The following is a 20,445-nucleotide window of genomic DNA, read 5'->3' on the forward strand; positions in this document are numbered from 1 at the left end:
GGTCTGTTAATGTGGGTATGAGAAGTCCTTCATATACTGTTGTACGATACGTTCTGCTTCACCCGAAGACTTGAGTTCATCCAGAGCTTGTTGCAGTTGATCGACAAGCTCAGGTTCGACATCGAGATTGACTGCCAGATAATTAAGACCCAGCATATCAAACTCAATGACTGGCTCTACCTCCGAACTTTCTTTGCCATAGCGCTGCAGCCAGACTTGGATCACTCTGGGAGAGCCTATGATCAAATCGACTTTATGCTGTAGAAAAGGCCCAATCGAGTCGGCTTTGGCAACGAAACCTACCAAATTGGTGCCATAATCAAAGCCAATACTCTTTAAATAGATCTCATAAACATCGCCGTGTGCCACACCAATCACAAATTGTTTGGCATCCTCTAGATTTTGTGGGTTGACCTCCTGTCGGCTGCGAAGTCGGTACAAATAGGCGGTGGAGTACATCAAGGGACCAACCCATTGAAAATCTGCCTCTCTTTGAGGCATGCGAGACGTTGAGAAAAGGGCCCCATAGCTATCACGCTGGGCATTTTCATAGGCTCTGCGCCATGGGTAAAGCACAAACTGGCAATCGATGGCTGTTTTTTGGCACATGGCTTGTACCAACTCGGTATTGATACCAACAATGTTGTCATGCTGCTGAAAGTTGTATGGAGGAAAATGCTCTGTGTAAACGGTTAGGGAGCTTGGCTCTGCCTGTATAGAGAACCACCACCCGCTTATTAGCAACCCCGTTATACGCAGTATTTTCACCATTGGTGTACCCACTCAAGACACATACTAAAGTAACTATGGCAGATAGTACGCCAATAATCACGCACGCAAAGACTTTTAACCCCCTAGTCTTGTGGATTGGCTGGCATTAAGCCTTCTACCTTAATTTGTCGTAAGTCCAACCCGCTTGGGTGCTGATACATCCGCAAGCCAAACTCAGGCAAAATGGCGAACAGATGGTCGAAAATATCCGATTGAATGCCTTCATAAGCGACCCATGCCGTGGTGTTGGTAAAACAATAGATCTCTAGTGGCAAGCCATCCGGCGTAGGTGCGAGCTGACGCACAATCAAGGTCATGTGCTGATGCACATGCTGATGGCTTCTCAAGTAGCGCTCGACATAAGCACGAAAGCTACCCAAGTTGGTGATGCGGCGGGTATTTACCGGCTCTTGCCCCTGCTCTTTCAGTGATTCATTCCAGGCTTTTATTTCTTGCTCTTTCTCTGGCAGGTACTCCTGTAGCAAACGAAAGCGATTTAACCGCGAGCGTTCTTCAGCGCTGATAAAGTGGACACTTTGCTGATCGATCATCAGGCTGCGCTTGATGCGCCGGCCACCAGATTGCTGCATACCACGCCAGTTTTTAAAAGGATCGGTCATAAAGCGGCGCGTAGGAATGGTGGTGATGGTACGATCCCAGTTTTGGATTTTCACGGTATGCAAGGCAATATCAATCACATCGCCATCGGCGTTGAGCTGTGGCATCTCGACCCAATCACCGACGCGTATCACATCGTTGGAAGCAATCTGAATGCTGGCCACCACTGATAAGATAGTATCCTGAAAAATCAACAGCATGACTGCCATCATGGCGCCCATACCTGATAGTAGGATCAGAGGGGAGCGGTTAATGAGCATGGCGACGATGAGCACAAAGGCTACTGTGTAGATGATGATTTTCAGCAGCTGTATATAACCTTTGATCGGCTTGGTACGGGAGTTAGGTCGGCGTTCATACAGGGTATTGACCATGGTCAACACATTGCTGAGCGCCATGGCAATGGTCAATACAATAAAGCCATTACTGACATTGCGAACCACCTCGACCAAAGGCTCAGGCACATCCCGGATATATCCTACCCCAGCAGCCAGCACCAGGGCTGGTACTACATTGGATAGCCGCGCAATGATGCCAAAATCCTGCTGCAACGAATTTTGTGCGAAAGGGGTGGCATTAAAGGCTTTGGAAACAGCACGGACCAGAATATTTTTGGTGAGCCAGTTAGCGAGCCAGGATAATAAAACCAAGCCCGCAAGGCTGGAGGCCATAAACAGTTCCGGCGACAGTTCACGCCAGTGTTGAAGTGTAGCTAGCCACTCGTTCATGTCTGATCATTTATAATGAGAAAGATATGGCTAGTGTAACCGATTCTTGGGAATGAAAAAATGACGATTTAATGCCGCTCTCTTTCAAACGGCTCGTGACCTAATGCCTTAGCGTCACTTACTGCAAGCGCATTGGTATATCAGAATGAAGATAGGCTCACATTCCAGAATATAATGTCTGGTTTATTGATTTTTCGTAATAAAACACGCGCACTGTAATGTGCGCGTGGAGAAGTTTGCTTTATCTGCGGTTGGTATAATCAGGCCGATTTACGACTAAAACGCAAGCCAATCAAACCTGCAGCAAGCAATAAGAAGCTAGCTGGGGCTGGAACCGGAGTCGGCTCGGTTTGATCACCGACAAAAGAGATTAGGTTTTTGGTCAGCTCTTGTGAATTTGGCAAATCATTCTGATTCATCATGAAATTTACATCGAGGATGGTTGTTAAACTACCCGCCATCGCATTGGTCAATGAGCCAACACCAAAAGCCAGGCCTGAGCCCTGAGCTCCATCAGCACGTGAGGTAATCCACTGCCCAGTACCGGTACCATCAAAACAACCTGCTGCACTGTAATTGACCTGAGTAACGACATTTGGCTCATTAAAAGGTGCGTACACTGTTTGGTTACTTTGGCAAGAGCCTTGAAAACCTAAAGAACCACCACCTAGCATGTCAATAAGCGAGAGGATCGAGTTATTTCGTGCCATAAAACTTGAGTTTTCACCCATTAAAAATAATCCACCACCATTGCTCAGATAGTTTTGATAGGTAGTTTGTGATCCGGCATCCAGTGCTGCAGCATTAAAAAAGCGTACATCCCATACCTGAGAAAAACCAGATAAGTCACCCAGTATAGTATTACTAACAGTGACCGTGTTTCCAACCGCTTCATGCAAGGATGTCAGATTAGCAGTTACAGCGCTGGTAGTACCTACTTCCGTTGTCTGATCTGCACCATTAATAATTAAAATAGGTCCTGCGCTGGCCAGGCTCGAAAATACCAGACCAATAGCACATACGACAGGTTTAAGTGCCTTCATAGCTTCCTCCATAAAGGGATTTTATCATTGAGAGTAAACCAACACAGCAATGTTTACGCCATGATATTTAAATGCAAAGGAATCATAAAGTTATGGATAAACCAGACACTAAATTTAAGAGTCGTGTAAAGATAGCTGACGATTAACTACAGAAAATACATGAAATCGATAACTTCATTGCAAGCGCTGAGTGTTTCAGCGATGGCTAGATGCCATCGCCATCGATATGCAGGCCGCACTCGCGGCCAAAGCCGTTAAAGCGGGTGTCTTCTTCGCTCATGCCGGGTTCGAACTTGACGGTGGAATGGGTATCGCCGACCGAGATATAGCCTTGCTCCCACAGCGGGTGGTAGCTAAGGCCGTGTTCTTTCAGGTAATAGAACACGTCTTTGTTGCTCCAGTCGATAATGGGCTGGATCTTGATCACACCGCGGCTGATTTCAACAATCGCTTTCTCTGCGCGGGTGCTGCTTTGGCTGCGGCGTAGGCCGGTAAACCAGCTGCCAGCGTTCAATTCACGAAGTGCGCGCTGCATTGGTTCTACTTTATTCAGTTGGTTATATTGCTTGATGCCCTCGGCACTTTGCCATAGTTCGCCATAGCGGGCTTCTTGCCAGTTGGGCGACAGTTGCGAGCGGTACACTTTCAGGTTCAAACCCAATTGATCGGTCAGTTGATCGATAAACTGGTAGGTTTCCGGGAATAAATAGCCGGTATCGGTCAGTACCACCGGGATATCAGGCTTTTGCTGGGTGACCAGATGCAGCATCACCGCAGCCTGAATACCAAAGCTGGAACTGAGTATGGGTTGCTGTGGCAAGTGTTCCAATGCCCAGCGCACCCGCTCAGCGGCTGACAACGGGGCCAGCTGCTGATTGATCTCGGCCAGCCAGTCTTGCTGGGTGGCTTTATCCTGCGACAGGATCTGTTGAAATTTGCTCATAACGACCTCGGTCATGCGTGAAAATCCGTTTTGGATACTTTTACTTCAGCCACTACCCCAGTACGAACGACAAAGTCACCAAAGCATTCATCAGCTTGGCGGTTGGCGGCCCAGTCGGCGATCAGTTGGTCTAGTTGGCTCAGGATCTCGGTTTCACCGACATTATCCAGATACAGTTTCGGGATCCGGGTGCCAATACGGTTGCCGCCAAGATAAAGGTTGTATTTACCCGGCGCTCGACCCACCAGCCCCACCTCTGCCAGCATGGCCCGGCCACAGCCATTCGGGCAACCGGTGACGCGCAGTACGATATGGTCATCTGCTACATCGTGTTTTTGCAGCAAGCCTTCGACCTTGGTCACCAGTTCTGGCAGGTAGCGTTCCGCTTCCGCCATGGCTAATGGGCAGGTCGGGAAGGAGACACAAGCCATAGAATTTTTGCGCTGTTCGCTGTGGCCATCGTCGATTAAGCCATGCTCGCGAGCTAATTGCTCAATCTGAGCTTTTTGCTCAGTGGGTACACCAGCGATGATCAGGTTTTGATTGGCGGTCATGCGCAAATCGCCCTGATGGATGTTGGCGATTTTAGCCAAACCGGTTTTCAGCGGTCGGCCCGGGTAATCCAGAATACGGCCATTCTCAATAAAGAGCGTCAGGTGGTGTTTACCATCCATGCCTTCCACCCAACCGATGCGATCACCGCGGCTGGTAAACTCATAGGGGCGCACCGGCTCAAAAGCCACGCCAACACGTTGCTCCACTTCGCTACGGAAGTTATCCAGCCCGATGCGATCAATGGTGTACTTGGTCTTGGCATTTTTACGGTTATTGCGATCACCATAATCACGCTGCACGGTGACGACGTGTTCAGCCACTTTCAATGTATGCTCAAGCGGAATAAAACCCAGTTCATCAGCCTTGCGCGGGTAGGTCGAGTTATCGCCAAAGGTCATGGCCAGGCCACCACCCACCAACACATTAAAACCGATCAGTTGACCGTGCTCGGCAATGGCAACAAAGTTCAGGTCGTTGGCATGCACATCGATGTCGTTGTGCGGTGGGATCACCACCGTGGTTTTAAATTTACGCGGTAAATAATGATCGCCTAAAATCGGCTCTTGCTCAGTGGTTTCAACTTTTTCTTCATCCAGCCAGATCTCGGCGTAGGCACGGGTTTTCGGCAGCAAATGTTCACTGATCTTAATGGCCCACTGGTAGGCCTGCTGGTGCAGCTCGGATTCAACCGGGTTTGAGGTACACAACACATTGCGATTAACATCGCCAGCGGTGGCGATGGAATCGATACCAATGTCATGCAAAAACTGATGCATCGGTTTGATATTGGGTTTAAGCACGCCGTGAAACTGGAAGGTTTGCCGTGTGGTTAACCGAATACTGCCATACATGGTTTTATCCGCAGCAAACTGATCGATGGCCAGCCACTGTGTTGGCGTGATAATACCGCCCGGCATCCGGGCCCGCAGCATCATATTGTGCAATGGCTCCAGCTTTTGCGCCGCGCGTTCGGCACGGATATCACGGTCATCTTGTTGGTACATGCCATGAAAGCGGATCAGCATAAAGTTATCACCGTTAAACCCACCGGTGATTTCATCTTTCAGGTCTTGCGTAATGGTGCCACGCAGATGATCACTCTCTGCTTTTAACCGTTCGTTATCAGAGGGCTTGCCTTCAGCCACAAAGGCTGGATTGATTGGATACTGACTCATTAATACACATCCTTCTGATAGCGCTTGGCTTGTTTCAGTTCATCTAAGTAGGTTTCAGCTTGTTCCGCACTGCGTTGGCCATGCTGTTGGATTATATCCAGCAACGCCTGATGTACGTCTTTGGCCATACGATTGCCATCGCCGCAAATGTAAAGATGGGCACCGCGCTCTAGCCAGGCAAACAGCTCGGCACCTTGTTTGCGCAGTTTGTCCTGCACATAGACTTTTTCTGCCTGATCGCGACTAAAGGCGACATCCAGCTTGCTTAGCAGACCTTGTTTCAGGTAGCGTTGCAGCTCGACCTGATAGATAAAATCCTGCGTGAAATGTGGGTTACCAAAGAACAACCAGTTGTCACCGCTGGCATCACGTTGCTCTCGTTCTTGTAAAAAAGCGCGGAACGGAGCAATACCAGTGCCTGGGCCTACCATAATCACCGGTGTGTCGTCATTGGCCGGTAAACGAAAGTTGTCGTTGTGTTCAACAAAGACTTTGATGCGTTCTCCTTCGGCCAGACGCTCTGCCAAAAAGCCCGAGGCGCCACCCAAATGAGGTTGACCATAGGCATCGTAACGAACCACCGCGACAGTCAGGTGCACTTCTTCTTCCACTTCGGCCTGCGAAGAGGCTATGGAATACAGACGAGGTTGCTGTTTACGCAGCGCATCGACCAATTGCTGTGCGGTCAGCAGCCCGGGGTGATCGCGAATAATATCAATGATTTGTCGATCGGCCAGATAAGCCCGCAAAGCAGCTTTATCTACTGCCAGTGCTTGCAGCGCATCATTGCGAGTCGCTGCAGCATATTTCTCGACAAAAGCTGGGTACGACTGGGTCAGCTCAAGGTGCTCCAGTAACGCTTCTTCCACAGTGAGCTTGTGCTCTGCCAGTTGCACTGGTGTATTGGAGGCAATGGCGGCACCCAGTAAGATTTCACGCACGATGGCCGGATCATTCAGGAAATACACGCCGAGCGCATCACCTGGCTGGTAACGGATATCCGAGCCTTCCAGTGATATTTCGATATGACGCACATCTTTGGTTGAATCGCGGCCGGTGATCTTCTGATTGGCATACAACTCAGCATGAAATGGGTTTTGTTTGCTAAAAGTGCTGGTGGCACTGGCCGTTTGTCCGGGCCAGGCAATGACCTGAGCGCCAGCCGGTTCGCTGGCTGCGTTAAGCTCTGGCTCTAACGCTTTAATTAACTGTTGATTCCAGCTTTCAGCCTGCGCTTCATAGTCGACATCTAAATCCTGTCGCTGCTGCAATGAGACACCACCCAGCTCCGCCAAGCGCTCATCAAAGTCTTGCGCGGTTTTGCAAAAGAATTCATAGCTGGTATCACCAAGGCCAAGCACAGCATATTTCAAGCCATTGAGCTTAGGCGCTTTTTTACTGAACAGAAATTTGTAGAAGGCTTCGGCATTCTCTGGTGGCTCACCTTCGCCATAGGTGGAGGTTACTATGGTCAAAAAGCGCTCTTGTTTTAGTTGGTTGGCTTTGTAATCGGCCATATCCAGCACCTTAACAGCCCATTGTTTCGCTTTGGCGGCATTGGCCAGCTGCTCGGCAACATGACGGGCATTACCGGTTTGTGAGCCATATAAAATAGTCAGGCTGGAAGCGGGTGCCGCGCTGGCTGCAGCTTGTGGCGCGCTGCCACCGGCGAGTTGAGCACTGGCAGCCAGATAGCCACTCACCCAGGCTTGCTGGATGGGATTGAGCTGACTAACGACGCCTTGTAGTTGCTGAATTTGCTGTTCAGTCAATGGGCTCGCCTGAGCGACAAGAGAAGACAAAAGCATAACGACACCTGTTCGATGATAAGGCCGTTAGCATAGCCGTCTACATGGATGCTCGTAAAAGAATAGATTTCTCTTTTTTATTCCTTTATGGAATTAAGAAACTGGATTGCATGATGTGAAATCAACTATTTTTTGGTCATTTTGCTTATTTCAAGCCAAGCCACAGCAAGATGAAATTAAAATAAATCATAAAAAACAGTGGTTTAATATTTGGCACTCAGGTTGCAATACGCTTATCGACAACTCGAAACGAGTCACCGACCAACCATGAGGATAGAATAATGAGCAGCCTGTTAATCAGCAGCATACTGACCCTGAGCATGATGGGGCCCACTGTGCACCATCAGCAGTGCAATTTTCAATTGCAGCATGATCTAACCATGACCCCACAACAACTGACCTTATCGTCTGGTAGCACCGAATTATGGCGCATCGATCAGGCGGGGCAGTTGTGGGTAGAGCAACAGCTTCAATCTACCAGCCCTGCACAGCGAGAGCAGCTTCAACAATACCGCGAAGGTGTCTATCAGCAAGGAAAAACCACGGTACATATCGTGGTAGAAGCGATGGATCTTGCATACAGTGCAGTCGATCAGGTACTGACCGAGCTGACCGGACGGCCATTATCCCAGCACAAGAGTATGCAAGCTGCCCTGCAAAAAGTAGCGGAGGTGCAATCCAGAATCATCGTTGAACAAGGCGATACATTGCTTATTCGTGGCAGTCAGTTCGATGCATTGGGGCATGCCTTTGGTTCTGAGTTTGAAGCCGCCATCGAAGAGGTGGTAGAAAGCTCCATGAGTAGTATTTTCTGGCAGCTGGGCAAAGCTTTTTTCAGTGGCGAAGGCAGCTTTGAGCAACGAATGGAAGCCTTTGGCGAGCGGATGGAAAAGTTTGGCTCAGAGCTGGAAGCCAGTATGGATCTAAAAGCTGCGGCATTGGAGCAGCGAGGAGATACGCTGTGCGAGCAAATCCAGCAGCTGACGGTACTGGAGCAGGATTTAATCAGCGAACTGCCAAAGTTGGCACCCTATGCTCTGTTTCAGCAAACGACTCAGGCGATGCAGCGCCGTTAATACAGTTAAACGTTTCCAACCACAGCCTTGGCGCATTGTTCACCTAATGGTGCAATGCGTCCTTTTTATTGGTTAGCTTCTTCAGTACACTGCGGTTATTGAAGATTAGAGGTAACCATGATGCTCCAGTGGATAAAGCGTGTACTGGTGATAACGACAATGCTTGCTGTGGTAGCTGCGGTAAGCTATTACGGCCTGTACCCAGCTTGGCAGGCTTGGCTAACGGAGCGGGAAGCCGCACGTATTGAAGCCATCACGCCGCAACAGTTGGCTGAAACCATCCCCAATCGGCTTGATGCGCAACGCATGATGGATGATCTCAGCTGGATGGCTCACCCAGACCGTGAAGGTCGCGAGTCTGGTCAAGCAGGTGCTTTGGCAACCCGGCATTGGCTGATTGAGCAGTATCAGTCGATTGGTTTGCAGCCTGCTGGCCAGCAGGGGTATTTGCAAGAGTATGAGGTGAAAGAGCATATTCAGTTCAGTGGCTTGTTTCGCCAACGTCAGCGTCAGATTGAAGCCATAACTAACGCTGCCAATGTGTTGGGACGTTTACCCGGCCAACAGCCGGATTTACCCTACCTCGTGGTGACAGCACATTATGATCACTTGGGTATTCGCAATGGAGACATCTTCCATGGCGCCGATGACAATGCTTCAGGTGTAGCTACTATGCTGGAGTTGGCTCGTTATTTTCAACACAACCCAACACAGCATCCCTTGCTGTTTATTGCGCTGGATAGCGAAGAAAAAGGCTTGCAAGGCGCAGTCGCTTTGTTTCAGCATCAGATGCTAACAGCTGAGCAGCTGGCCTTTAACATCAATGTCGATATGCTAAGCCGTGATACCGGGCGCAAGCTCTTTGCGGTTGGTACCTACCAGCACCCCTGGTTGCACCCATTGTTGGATCAGGTGCAGGCACAAAGTAGTGTTCGATTGATAAGAGCCCATGATCGACCCTGGTGGCGGGCGGGCCGGACTGAAAACTGGACTCAGAGTTCCGATCATGGTGTCTTTCATCGCCATGGTGTGCCCTTTGTGTATTTTGGTGTGGCCGATCATGCGGATTATCATAGCCCAAGGGATACTGCTGAACGGGTGGATACCGGGTTTTATCATGCGGTGAGTGAGGCGGTGTTGAGTTTTATCTTGTTGCTGGATCAGCAGCTAGCCGCGGATGCTGGCTAGTGGCATACTAGCGTTTATTGAGTATGTGTATCTACGCAGATGCGCAGTGAGTGAGGAAGTAGCCATGTCCGATGCTGTGAAGTCAAAACCAGCCAAAAAGAAAGGCGGTTTTTTCGGAAATATCGTATTTAATATCATCATTCCGGTGCTGATCCTGACCAAATTCAGCGGTGAGGCGCATTTGGGTCCAATGTGGGCATTGGTGGTGGCACTGGCGTTTCCGGTGTTGTATGGCAGTTGGGATTTTCATCGCAGTGAGAAGGTGAATTTTATTTCCGTGTTGGGTGTGATCAGTGTGCTGCTGACTGGCGGTATTGGTTTGCTGCAACTCGACCCGGCTTATATTGCGATTAAAGAGGCTGCTGTGCCAGCCGTGATCGCTGTTGGCGTCTTGCTGACCCACAACACTCGTTTTTCGCTGGTACGCAAGTTGTTGTTAAATGAAGAGCTTATTCAAACCGAGAAACTGGCCAAGGCATTGAAGGCCAGGCAGGCAACAGAAGCCTTCGAGGAAAAATTAAAAATAAGCACTTATTTGTTGGCCAGCTCATTTGTGCTGTCTGCCATTCTAAATTACGTGCTGGCCAAATGGATCGTGGTGAGCCCGGCAGGTACTGAAGCCTTTAATGCTGAAATTGGCCGCATGACGGCGCTGAGCTTTCCTGTGATTGCTATCCCTTGCACCATAATTATGATGGGCGCAGTCCTGTATCTCTTTTCTCAAATCGGCAAGTTAACCGGCGAGGATTTGGATAACTTTTTGGCTGGCGGTGACTAGGGCATGCCCTGGGTTATTGCGTTACTTCTTTTAAACGCCAGGCGTAGATCACGCCAACTGCGCTCATCAGTGCAAACAACACCAGCACCGCAAACAACGACCAGCTGGCAACGAGAGCGCTGACCAAGCCGGTAAGCAGTAACAGCGCGCCAATGACGGTATTACTGACCGAGACATAATCGGTGCGTTTATTGCCACCTGCCATATCCAGCAGATAGGTTTTTCGGCCCACCCGCACGCCAGCATGGGCAATGCTCAGCAGCATAAATAGTGTGGGGTAAAACCAAAAATTGCTGACGATCAGGCCATCGAACTGACTGGCTAGCGCAGCGAGAAAACAGAACACAGACGCCAAGCCGGCAGCCAATAACAAGACTTTTCGACTGGACCAATCGGCCATCCAACCCCAGATACTAGAGCTAAGCAAGCTGGCCAGACTACTCGCCAGCAAAAAAGCGCCCAGTAAGGCACCTGAGCTGCTGTGTTGTTGCGCTAACACAATGAGAAAGGGAGTTGCCAGAGCTGAGCTTAACATTAACGCCCGGGTGATGACGAAGTGCCGAAACAAGGCATCGTCACGCAGCAGTGCCAGATTAGCAAAGGCTTGCTGCATGGCATTGCCGCCACCGCTGGTTTCACCCGGTTGTTCGTCAATTTGGCTGAACAAGGTGGCAGCACCAAACCATAGCATAGCGGCACCGAGCAACAGCAGCACATAGATCAGCAGACCGGCATCTTCAGCCTGACTGAACAGCCAGACAGAGATCAGCGTTGTCAGCAGGCCAGAAATAGTGCTGGCAAGGCCCGTTAGGCGGCCGCGGCGTTGTTTCGGGATGGTCTTGCCCTGTACATCCTTCATCGCCACTGAATTGAGGCCCCGGCCCAGACTAAATACCACCAGCAGGCCCAAAATAGCCAGACCTGCAGCCAGCCCTTCCAGCCACAGCACGACCAGTACCATACCGAATAAGCTCAGCGCCTGAATGATGGCTCCCAGTACCAGAAAGGGTTTACGCAGGGCATGCTGGCGCACCCAGGCACCAATCATCAGTTGCGGCAACATGGAGCCGGATTCCCGAATAGGGACCAGCCAGGCGATCAAGGCGGCAGGAGCGCCGACAGCTGTCATCAACCAGGTTAAAATGGTTTTCGGACTGGTGAGTAAATCACCTAAGCTAGTCAGGGTCTGGCTGCATAAAATCAGAAAAAAGTTGCGAGGCACCTCGGTACAAGCCTGATCAGAAATATCCTTACAGGCACGGGCATCTTCCTCGTTGGCGATTAGGCCATACAACCGATCCAATTTTTCCTGTGTTTTAGCCACAGTATCTCCTGTTTGTCTGTGAAGCTTTTCAAATGAATACCAAGCACTATGAGTCGTTGATAGTCTAACAGTTTAGTATGAGCGTCTGTGAATTTTAACCCCATACAATGATTTCATTGGTCCCTGAGCCGACGGTGTCTGTTTTGTTTACAATACGGTTCGTTATTCATGGCAGTAGGAGGTGGAATAGGTGCTGAACAAAAAATAAGCTACTTAGTATCATAGACATACAATGGTATTGTTTTTTGTGGCTCGATCTTTGCTAAATGTGTTTTATGGTCAATGATCGCCCGCTGTTCAGGATGCCCGGATCAGTTGTATGGCATATTCTCTTCTTAACTCAGGTAAAAACATGAAACTATCTTTAGTTGTTAGTACGATCACTTTGTTGGCCGGTTTGGCGTTTTCGGCGCATGCTACCTTGATTGGCACTATCAGCCATGATTATGGTATTGGTAAGCACTCACCGTTACATACAAATTACAATGGCTCTTGTGGCAGCTTGCATGCAGACCACTTTCAGGTCAATGTCACTGGTTGCAGTAGCGGTAGTTCGTTCCATGATGGTTTTGACTTCAGTCATCTTGCTTTTGAAGATATTACGTCGTTTGAGTTAACTCTGACTTACAACTTGCTTCCTAACACTGCGTTCTTTGGGATGATTAATAATAATCGCTGGTATGTTCGTCCAGCCGTGGATCAAATCAATGGCAGTTTGTCTGACATAACGGCGGCAAACCGTCGCTTAAACTCTGGTAATCAAACCATGACGTTTACTTTCAATAATTCACTGGATGTATTTGATAGCATTGTGGAGTCGGGCAGTTTTTACTTGTGGTTTTCGCGGAGTGGTGGTGAACGCTCATTTGACTTAAGCAGTGCAACCTTAGATGTATTTGGTACGCCAGCTCAAACCACCACACCAGTCCCTGCTCCTGCCACTTTGGCATTGCTAGGCCTTGGCTTGCTCGGGCTGCGTTTACGCCGCCGTTAATTCTTTTACGTCGCTCCAAATACCAAAAAGGCCTGCTGCAACAGGCCTTTTTACGTTTCAGCAGCAGATTATTTAACCCGCTGGCCACCTTTCACTACCACGGGAATTGACTCCAGCAGTCGAATGTCCTGCAGCGGGTTACCCTGTACCGCGATCAAATCAGCAAAAGCGCCAGGCTCGAGTACACCCACGTTTTGTTTGCCTTCATCGCTGTACCAATGCAATAAATCAGCTGCATGCACAGTTGCACTTTGTATCGCTTGCAATGAGGTCATGCCCCATTCCACCATGTAGGCTAGTTGACGGCCATTCTGGCCATGTGTATAAACACCAGCATCGGTACCAAAGGCCATATTGACACCAGCGACAACGGCACGTCGAAAGTTTTCACGCTGCAACTGGCCGACATGACGTTCTTTTTCCAGCGACTCCGGTAAAATACCGGCAGCCTCGCCTTCGCCTAAGATGTAATCACTGACATAGATATCCATCACCAGATAGGTGCCTTTTTCTGCTGCCAGTGCCAGCACGTCATCGTTTAGGAAACTGGCATGCTCAATGGAGTCGACTCCGGCTTCAATCGCCCGCTTCATGCCATGCAGCCCATGGGCATGAGCTGCAACTCTGGCTCCGCGATCGTGAGCTTCAGCCACCAGCGATTGCATTTCTGCCAGACTAAACTGGCTGGCATTAACATCGGTATTGCGCGATAACACACCACCGGTTGCGGTAAACTTAATAACGTTGGCACCATACTTCATATTTTCACGCACACGGGCACGAACTTCGTCCGGGCTGTTGGCGACACCAAAGCTGTTGGCCTTATAGGTATGAGGCAGTAAGTTGTTGTCGCAGTGGCCACCGGTAATACAGATGCTGTGCCCTGCCACTCGCATGCGGGGGCCGACAATATCGCCTTCATCAATGGCATCGCGCAAGTCGACATCAGCAAAGCCGCTGGCACCAACATTACGCACTGTGGTAAAGCCGGCATCCAGTGTCGCTTGAGCCGCAGTGACACCAAACAGAGCTTGCCGGGTTGGGGTGTCGTTGAGGCGACGATAGCCATGTTTCTGCGGATTCGAAGTAAGATGCACATGCATATCGATTAAGCCGGGCAAGACGGTGTAACCGGTTAAATCGAGCACATCGGCTGGTCGCTCATTGTCTGCCAGCTCACTGATAGACGTAATACGCTGAATACGTTGTTGTTTGATCAAAATAGCCTGCTGGCTATGAAGTTCACCGGTACGAACATCCAATAACTGGCCAGCCAAAATTAAGCGATCCGGCGCGGCGTAAAGACCACAACTTATCAATAGTGCGGTTAGGGCTAAAACGGGCGTTTTCATTCGACTGTCCTACTGTTGATCAGACGAAGGCAGCTCGTCTTTAGTGGAGGGCGTGGTGCGTTCTGCCAGTAAAGCCTGAACTTGCGTTTCCAGCAGGTCGACTTTTTCCCGGGTGCGGGCCAGGACTTGTCGTTGCACATCAAATTCGTCGCGGCTAATTACATCCAATTGAGCCAGTTTTTGCTGTAGGATCAGTTTGATTTTCCCTTCAATATCATCGGCTGCCTGTCGCAGTTGGCTCGGAATTAGAGCGCCTATTTGTTTCGCCATGTCTTCAATTTTTTTTGGATCAATCATAAGGGTGTCCTGTGCAGTGCTGGATATGAGTGTTTATTCAGTATAACAAAGCTTCGCTGCTCTTTTACGGCAATTTCCGGTAAAATAGCTCGCCTGATAGGACGATCCTCTTTATGGCGATGCTGTCGCTGGCGCTTAAATGAAACTAAATCCACAACAAAATGATGCTGTGCATTACATTTCCGGACCTTGTCTGGTATTAGCTGGTGCCGGTAGTGGCAAAACGCGGGTTATTATTAATAAAATTGCTTATTTAATTCAGCAATGCGAATTGCCTGCCCGCCATATTGCCGCGGTGACCTTTACCAACAAAGCCGCCCGTGAAATGAAAGAGCGAATTGGTCATCAACTGCCAAAACCGGCTTGTCGCGGCTTGACCATTTCGACCTTTCACACACTCGGTTTAACTATTCTGAAAAAAGAGTATCGCGCGCTGGGTTACAAAGCCAGTTTTAGTTTATTTGATGATCAGGATTCAAAAGCGCTACTGAAAGAGCTGACCGAAGGGGATTATGCCGGTGATAAGGATTTAATTCGCCAACTGCAAAGCCGTATTTCCAATTGGAAGAATGATCTGGTGCTACCCGAGTTGGCCATTCAGCAGGCCGTGCACCCTGAAGAGCTGCTGCAAGCGCAGTTTTATTTGCGCTACAACCAACTATTGAAAGCCTACAATGCCTTTGATTTTGATGATCTGATCTTATTACCAACCTTATTATTGCAGCATCAACCAGAGGTGCGGCAGCGCTGGCAGCAAAAAATTCGTTACTTGCTGGTGGACGAGTATCAGGATACCAACACCAGTCAGTATCAGCTAGTGAAGCTGCTAGTGGGAGAGCGACAGCGCTTCACCGTGGTTGGAGACGACGATCAATCTATTTATTCGTGGAGGGGCGCTAAGCCGCAGAATCTGGCACTTTTGCAGCAAGACTTTCCGCAATTGAAAGTGATTAAACTGGAGCAAAACTACCGCTCCTCAGAGCGCATTCTGAAAGCCGCTAATATTCTGATTGCCAATAACCCCCATGTGTTCGAAAAGCAGTTATTTAGTGAAATTGGCTATGGCATGCCGCTCAAGGTGCTGCCGTGCAAACATGAAGAGGACGAAGCCGAAAAAGTAGTGGCAGAGATTATTTCTCACCGCTTTAGCAACCGCTCTCAATACAAAGATTATGCTTTGTTGTATCGCAGCAACCATCAGGCGCGAATTTTTGAAAAAGCGTTGATGAGCAATCGTATTCCCTATTGTATTTCTGGCGGAACTTCATTCTTTTCCCGTGCTGAAATTAAAGATGTGATGGCTTATTTGCGCTTACTGGTCAATCCGGATGATGACAATGCCCTGCTGCGCATTATCAATGTGCCGCGCCGTGAGATTGGTGCTGCCACACTGGAAAAGCTAGGTACCCTGGCTCATGAGCAACAACAGAGCATGTTTGCCAGTTGTTTTTCGCCAGAACTTGCCCAGCGTTTGCCTGCGAGGGGGTATCAGGCGGTGCAGCAGTTTGCCAATTGGATTGTGCAACTGACGGAGCAAATCAAGCGGGAAGAGCCAAGTGAAGCCATCCGCGATTTGATCCGGCAAAGTCATTACGAAGCCTGGTTATTTGAAACCAGTAACAGCCCCAAAGCCGCGGAAATGGCGATGAAAAATGTCAATGAGCTGTACCGCTGGATTGTCGAGATGCTGGCAGGTAAGGATGATGAAGCCCCGATGACTTTACCGGAAGTTGTGACTCGTCTGACCCTGCGCGACATGATGGAGCGACAAGAGCAGGATGAGCAGGCCGATCAGGTGCAATTGCTCACCTTGCATGCATCCAAAGGATTGGAGTTTCCTTACGTCTTTATGGTGGGTGTGGAAGAAGGTATTTTGCCCCATCAGGGTAGCATTGATGAAGATAACATCGAGGAAGAGCGGCGACTGGCTTACGTTGGCATCACGCGAGCGCAGCGAGAGTTGATCTTTACCTATGCCAAAGAGCGGCGTCAGTATGGCGAAGTGATCCGGCCAGAACCCAGCCGTTTTTTGTATGAACTACCGCAAGATGATTTGGAGTGGCAGCTGGTCGCGGCCCCTAAAACAGCAGAACAACGACAGGTGACGGGCAAAGCCAACATTGAACGACTACGACAACTGCTTAATAAAGAAAAAAGCTAACCGACCTGAGCTGCTTTATTTGATACCGCTGCAGGTTCAGCGTCAGACTTTGGGGATTTGGGGGCGGCTACCTCCATCATATCGGGATTAAAAATCACAAAACGGTTAGAGCCCAACGATTTAGCCTGATACATAGCCGCATCGGCATCGCGCAGCATCTCATCTGCAGATTGGTAGCCATGATGATAGAGAGCTATACCTATACTTGCACCTGACAATACTTGCTGCTGTTCGATATCGACGGGTTGGCGAACCGACTCGAGAATACGATCTGCCACTTCTTCTACATCCAGTTGTTGGTGGATTTCGGTCAGCATCACGACAAACTCATCACCACCAAGTCGGGCAACCAGATCATGCTCTCGCACGGCTGCTTGCAGACGATGGCTGGTTTCAATCAGGTACGAATCTCCAATGGCATGGCCCAGGTTATCGTTGATGGCTTTGAACCGATCTAAATCGATAAACAATAACGCCAACTTGCCATCCGATTGGCGCTTCCGTTGACGAAACTGTTGCTGCAGCAATTGCAGGAAGCGAGGACGATTTGCCAGACTGGTTAACGCATCATGATTGGCTTCATGAAACAGCTTTTCTTCGATTTTTTTCCGTTCTTCAACCTGTAAGCGGAGGAACAGGTTAGTCTGACGTAATTCCCGGGTTCGCTCAAAGACTTTTCGCTCCAGGTCTTCCTGATGTTTACGTTGTTGTTCGGTTGCCAACTTACGCTGAATGGCGACAGCGATGTGCTGAGAGACAAAGCGCAGAATATTGAGCTCTTGCTCGCTGTAATCGTATTGATAGTCATAGGCCTGAAGCGCAATGACTCCGATCACGTCGTCATCCAGTAATAAAGGAGCACCCAGCCAACTGGTCGAATGGCGGGTACTCTGTAAAGCACTCACCATACCGCGAGTCACTTCTCCGGCTCTTGCCAATTGCAAAGCTGCCGCACCATCAATTAATTGTGCTTCTCCGGTGCGAATGATGTATTCGGTAAAGCCTTTACCCATAGGGCGCTTTGGCGCAGCTGGTGTGTATTGATCGCGATAAAATGGGAAGCTCAGGCTATTGTTGCTGGCGTCCACTAACGCAATGTAGCAATTCTCGGCATACATCAATTCAGACAGTACCTGATGAACATCACGATAGAAGCTTTGCATATTACGGCTGCAGGCCGACAACTCACTGATACGATACAATGAGCCTTGCAGCTTTTCAGCGGCACTACGTTCTTTTATTTCTTTTTGCAGCTCAACATTGGTTTTTTGCAATTGTTGAGTGCGTTCACGAACAGTTTGTTCGAGGATCTCTCTGCTACGGACTCGATCAAAAGCGGTCACCGTATGGTGACCGATATGGCTAAAAATATCGAGATCGTGTTCGGTATAATGCTTGTCAGCATCATAGCTTTGGATGGCCATCACACCGATGGTTTGTTTGCCCCGACTAAGTGGAATTCCCATCCAATGGGTTGGCATGGAACCCTGAGCTTTAATCTGACCTGAAGTCACCAATTGTTCAAATAAAGACTGATCACAAAGTAGAGGTTTGTGCTTTTGAAAGACATAGCCGGTCAGGCCAGAGGAAAAAGCTTCTGATGGTACTTGTGGGATAACTTGCTGGTCTTTTTCGTCAGAAAAATACTCCAGAGAAAACTCATGAGTTTCTGGGTTGACCAAGACGACATAAAAATTTTTGGCGTGCAACAGCTCAGCCACCATATGGTGAATGGCAGGATAAAACTCTTTCATATCAGCAATAGTACTGGCCAGCTCAGAAAGCTGGAGCAGAGCACCTTGGATAGCATACGCTTGACGATAACGTTCGGCCAATTGTTGCAACCGTTGCTGATTGGCTTCTGCACGCTGTAACGCGCGCTTTTTATTGGTTAAATCCTTCAACTCAGTCTCTTATCATAATGATCGGTTCAATGCACGGAACTGACCCATTATGCACAAACTTTACGCAGAGTGAAATCGTCATCTGAATGAAAGCGAAGCTTTATTATACTAGTTTAGTATATATGGTGAGTATTTTGTTGAGAAACGTTATATGTGGGGGAGGCAAGCCTGCCGTGGCCGCCTGGCCACGACAGAACAATGCGTCAGGGCACGGCCCGGGTTCAGACACCTTCAATCATAAAGCGAATCGCTTCAGCGATTTCATCTTCAGAACAATTCATGCAAGTCCCCATCGCTGGCATGTTGTTGAATCCTTCAATTGACTTTTGCAGCATTACGTCAAAGCCTTGCGCAATCCGTGGCTCCCAGCTGGATTCGCCAGGTTTTGGGGCATCTAAAGCGCCTGTACCATGACAAGCAAAGCAAGCTGTTTGGTACACTTGCTCACCACTGCGGGGACCAGTATCTGCTGTGGCTTGTGCTGGCGCATCGCCTGATAGATACACCTGACCTACCGGAGCGATACGCTTACGGACATCATCTTCAGTCGAGCTGCTAGCCAGACCTGTGAACAGCAAAGCGCATGCAGCCGCTGCTGCAAGGTGGATTCTTTTCATCGTTGTTGGTCCTGTGTTTAATTTGTACAAATCTTGCGCCATTATAACGATCCAGATGGGCTTGGGGAAGCCCCATGATGTGAAGCTGTCTTTGCTTCAGCCAGCTCAAGCACCGCATGCACCAGCTTTTCAATACCGCTACTGGCTTCGAGTACCGACTGTGCCAGCATATAGGCTGGGGTGCTGACTACCTTAGCTGCATGATCAACCACGATATCTTGCACCCGGCAATTGATATGTTGTCCACCCATGGTGGTAATGTGGTCTGCAGTATCTTGATCCATACCGATGGTCAGGCTTACGCGACTATCGAATAACCGGGGGATCATGGCCGGGGCAATACAGATAAAGCCCAGTGGCTTTTTCGCGGCAATAAAACGGGATAGGTGCTGTTTTAATTCTGGTAACACCTCCGCCTTGGCACCAGCAAAGGCAAAGTCAGACAAGTTTTTTGCGGCACCAAAACCACCGGGCAGGATCACAGCATCAAAGTCATCGACCTGCAAAGCAGAAAGCGGTTTGATCTGACCACGAGCAATACGAGCAGCTTCAATTAGCACATTGCGTTGCTCGTTGCTTGCTTCGCCTGTGACATGATTAATCACATGGTGTTGCATGGTATCGGGTGCAAAACACTGGTAGGTCGCGTGCTGTTGTTCCAGATGCAATAAAGTGAGCACCGATTCGTGGATCTCAGCCCCATCATAGACACCGCAACCACTCAAAATTACTGCTACATGCTTCATGATAACCTCCAAAAATAACCGCCAGCAGGCATCTATACTGGCTTATACCAATCGATTCTTAAACTGGTTTTTTTAAACGAAAATTTTTTATAGTTTTGCTCTGTTTTATCCAGCATAGTGTGATAGTCTACACAACCGCTGACTAAGTGTCCGCAGGTTTTTCTGGCAAGCATTATGCTTCCAACAAAAAGTTTTTCCACATGATGGAATATAAAAAAAATAATAAGGGTTCCAGTAGTTTTCCCTTTTAAATAACTTCAATTTCAATTACTTACTCAACATCCGCAAGGATTATGTTGGGCATTTATTGTGCTTCAAAAAATCTTTTGCACATAGTTATCCACAGCTTGTGATGATCTACCCTTCT

At 48.9% G+C, this 20,445-nt stretch carries 17 protein-coding genes; 5 read left to right on the plus strand and 12 right to left on the minus strand.

Annotated elements, in window-relative coordinates; genetic code table 11:
* Window positions 1-6: 6 nt before the first annotated feature.
* From Q3O60_RS07205 to Q3O60_RS07230, 6 genes are all read right to left on the minus strand, one after another.
* Window positions 7-771 (minus strand): substrate-binding periplasmic protein, encoded by a 765-nt coding sequence (locus tag Q3O60_RS07205; RefSeq protein ID WP_305893235.1) that lies wholly within the window; start codon window positions 769-771, stop codon window positions 7-9.
* Between the two features lie 83 nt (window positions 772-854).
* The gene (locus Q3O60_RS07210; RefSeq protein WP_369812646.1) at window positions 855-2,117 is read right to left on the minus strand and encodes a mechanosensitive ion channel family protein; all 1,263 of its coding nucleotides are present in this window, start codon (window positions 2,115-2,117) and stop codon (window positions 855-857) included.
* 260 nt (window positions 2,118-2,377) lie between these two features.
* A complete protein-coding gene (locus tag Q3O60_RS07215; protein WP_305893236.1) occupies window positions 2,378-3,160 on the minus strand; it encodes a PEP-CTERM sorting domain-containing protein in 783 nt (260 codons plus the stop codon).
* 205 nt (window positions 3,161-3,365) lie between these two features.
* Window positions 3,366-4,103, minus strand: a complete 738-nt coding sequence (locus Q3O60_RS07220; protein WP_305893334.1) for a phosphoadenylyl-sulfate reductase — start codon at window positions 4,101-4,103, stop codon at window positions 3,366-3,368.
* An 11-nt stretch (window positions 4,104-4,114) separates the two neighbouring features.
* On the minus strand, window positions 4,115-5,833 hold the full coding sequence (gene cysI, locus Q3O60_RS07225; RefSeq protein ID WP_305893237.1) for an assimilatory sulfite reductase (NADPH) hemoprotein subunit: 1,719 nt from the start codon (window positions 5,831-5,833) through the stop codon (window positions 4,115-4,117).
* Window positions 5,833-7,641, minus strand: coding sequence for an assimilatory sulfite reductase (NADPH) flavoprotein subunit (locus Q3O60_RS07230; protein WP_305893238.1), 1,809 nt, complete (start codon window positions 7,639-7,641; stop codon window positions 5,833-5,835). Before Q3O60_RS07230 ends, cysI begins: the two co-directional genes overlap by 1 nt.
* A gap of 281 nt (window positions 7,642-7,922) precedes the next feature.
* Here Q3O60_RS07230 and Q3O60_RS07235 point away from each other — a divergent pair, with 281 nt between their 5' ends.
* The 3 genes from Q3O60_RS07235 (at window position 7,923) to Q3O60_RS07245 (ending at window position 10,683) form a co-directional block, all read left to right on the plus strand.
* Complete coding sequence (locus tag Q3O60_RS07235) at window positions 7,923-8,717, plus strand: DUF2884 family protein (RefSeq protein ID WP_305893239.1); 795 nt, start codon at window positions 7,923-7,925, stop codon at window positions 8,715-8,717.
* A 159-nt stretch (window positions 8,718-8,876) separates the two neighbouring features.
* On the plus strand, window positions 8,877-9,905 hold the full coding sequence (locus Q3O60_RS07240; RefSeq protein ID WP_305893240.1) for a M28 family peptidase: 1,029 nt from the start codon (window positions 8,877-8,879) through the stop codon (window positions 9,903-9,905).
* A gap of 64 nt (window positions 9,906-9,969) precedes the next feature.
* On the plus strand, window positions 9,970-10,683 hold the full coding sequence (locus Q3O60_RS07245; RefSeq protein WP_305893241.1) for a VC0807 family protein: 714 nt from the start codon (window positions 9,970-9,972) through the stop codon (window positions 10,681-10,683).
* Window positions 10,684-10,696: 13 nt separating this feature from the next.
* Here Q3O60_RS07245 and Q3O60_RS07250 read toward each other — a convergent pair whose 3' ends face one another.
* Window positions 10,697-12,007 (minus strand): MFS transporter, encoded by a 1,311-nt coding sequence (locus Q3O60_RS07250; RefSeq protein ID WP_305893242.1) that lies wholly within the window; start codon window positions 12,005-12,007, stop codon window positions 10,697-10,699.
* A 352-nt stretch (window positions 12,008-12,359) separates the two neighbouring features.
* On the opposite strand from Q3O60_RS07250, the gene Q3O60_RS07255 reads away from it, so the two are divergent.
* Window positions 12,360-13,001 carry a PEP-CTERM sorting domain-containing protein gene (locus tag Q3O60_RS07255; protein ID WP_305893243.1) on the plus strand — a complete coding sequence of 214 codons (642 nt, stop codon included), beginning with the start codon at window positions 12,360-12,362 and terminating at the stop codon, window positions 12,999-13,001.
* Between the two features lie 68 nt (window positions 13,002-13,069).
* Here Q3O60_RS07255 and Q3O60_RS07260 read toward each other — a convergent pair whose 3' ends face one another.
* Both Q3O60_RS07260 and ubiK read right to left on the minus strand, forming a co-directional pair.
* Window positions 13,070-14,353, minus strand: coding sequence for a Xaa-Pro dipeptidase (locus tag Q3O60_RS07260; RefSeq protein ID WP_305893244.1), 1,284 nt, complete (start codon window positions 14,351-14,353; stop codon window positions 13,070-13,072).
* A 9-nt stretch (window positions 14,354-14,362) separates the two neighbouring features.
* Window positions 14,363-14,650: a ubiquinone biosynthesis accessory factor UbiK gene (gene ubiK, locus Q3O60_RS07265; protein ID WP_305893245.1), complete on the minus strand. Its 288-nt coding sequence runs from the start codon at window positions 14,648-14,650 to the stop codon at window positions 14,363-14,365.
* Window positions 14,651-14,789: 139 nt separating this feature from the next.
* Here ubiK and rep point away from each other — a divergent pair, with 139 nt between their 5' ends.
* Window positions 14,790-16,811, plus strand: coding sequence for a DNA helicase Rep (gene rep / locus Q3O60_RS07270; protein WP_305893246.1), 2,022 nt, complete (start codon window positions 14,790-14,792; stop codon window positions 16,809-16,811).
* Here rep and Q3O60_RS07275 read toward each other — a convergent pair.
* The 3 genes from Q3O60_RS07275 to elbB form a co-directional block, all read right to left on the minus strand.
* Entirely contained in the window at window positions 16,808-18,715 is a 1,908-nt protein-coding gene (locus Q3O60_RS07275; RefSeq protein WP_305893247.1) for a sensor domain-containing diguanylate cyclase, read from the minus strand. The two genes, rep and Q3O60_RS07275, sit on opposite strands and share 4 nt — an antisense overlap.
* Window positions 18,716-18,936: 221 nt before the next feature.
* Window positions 18,937-19,332 carry a c-type cytochrome gene (locus Q3O60_RS07280; RefSeq protein WP_305893248.1) on the minus strand — a complete coding sequence of 132 codons (396 nt, stop codon included), beginning with the start codon at window positions 19,330-19,332 and terminating at the stop codon, window positions 18,937-18,939.
* Window positions 19,333-19,373: 41 nt separating this feature from the next.
* Window positions 19,374-20,078 (minus strand): isoprenoid biosynthesis glyoxalase ElbB, encoded by a 705-nt coding sequence (elbB, locus tag Q3O60_RS07285; RefSeq protein WP_305893249.1) that lies wholly within the window; start codon window positions 20,076-20,078, stop codon window positions 19,374-19,376.
* Window positions 20,079-20,445 lie beyond the last annotated feature (367 nt).

It is taken from the genome of Alkalimonas collagenimarina, from assembly GCF_030717845.1.
Lineage (GTDB): Bacteria > Pseudomonadota > Gammaproteobacteria > Enterobacterales > Alteromonadaceae > Alkalimonas > Alkalimonas collagenimarina.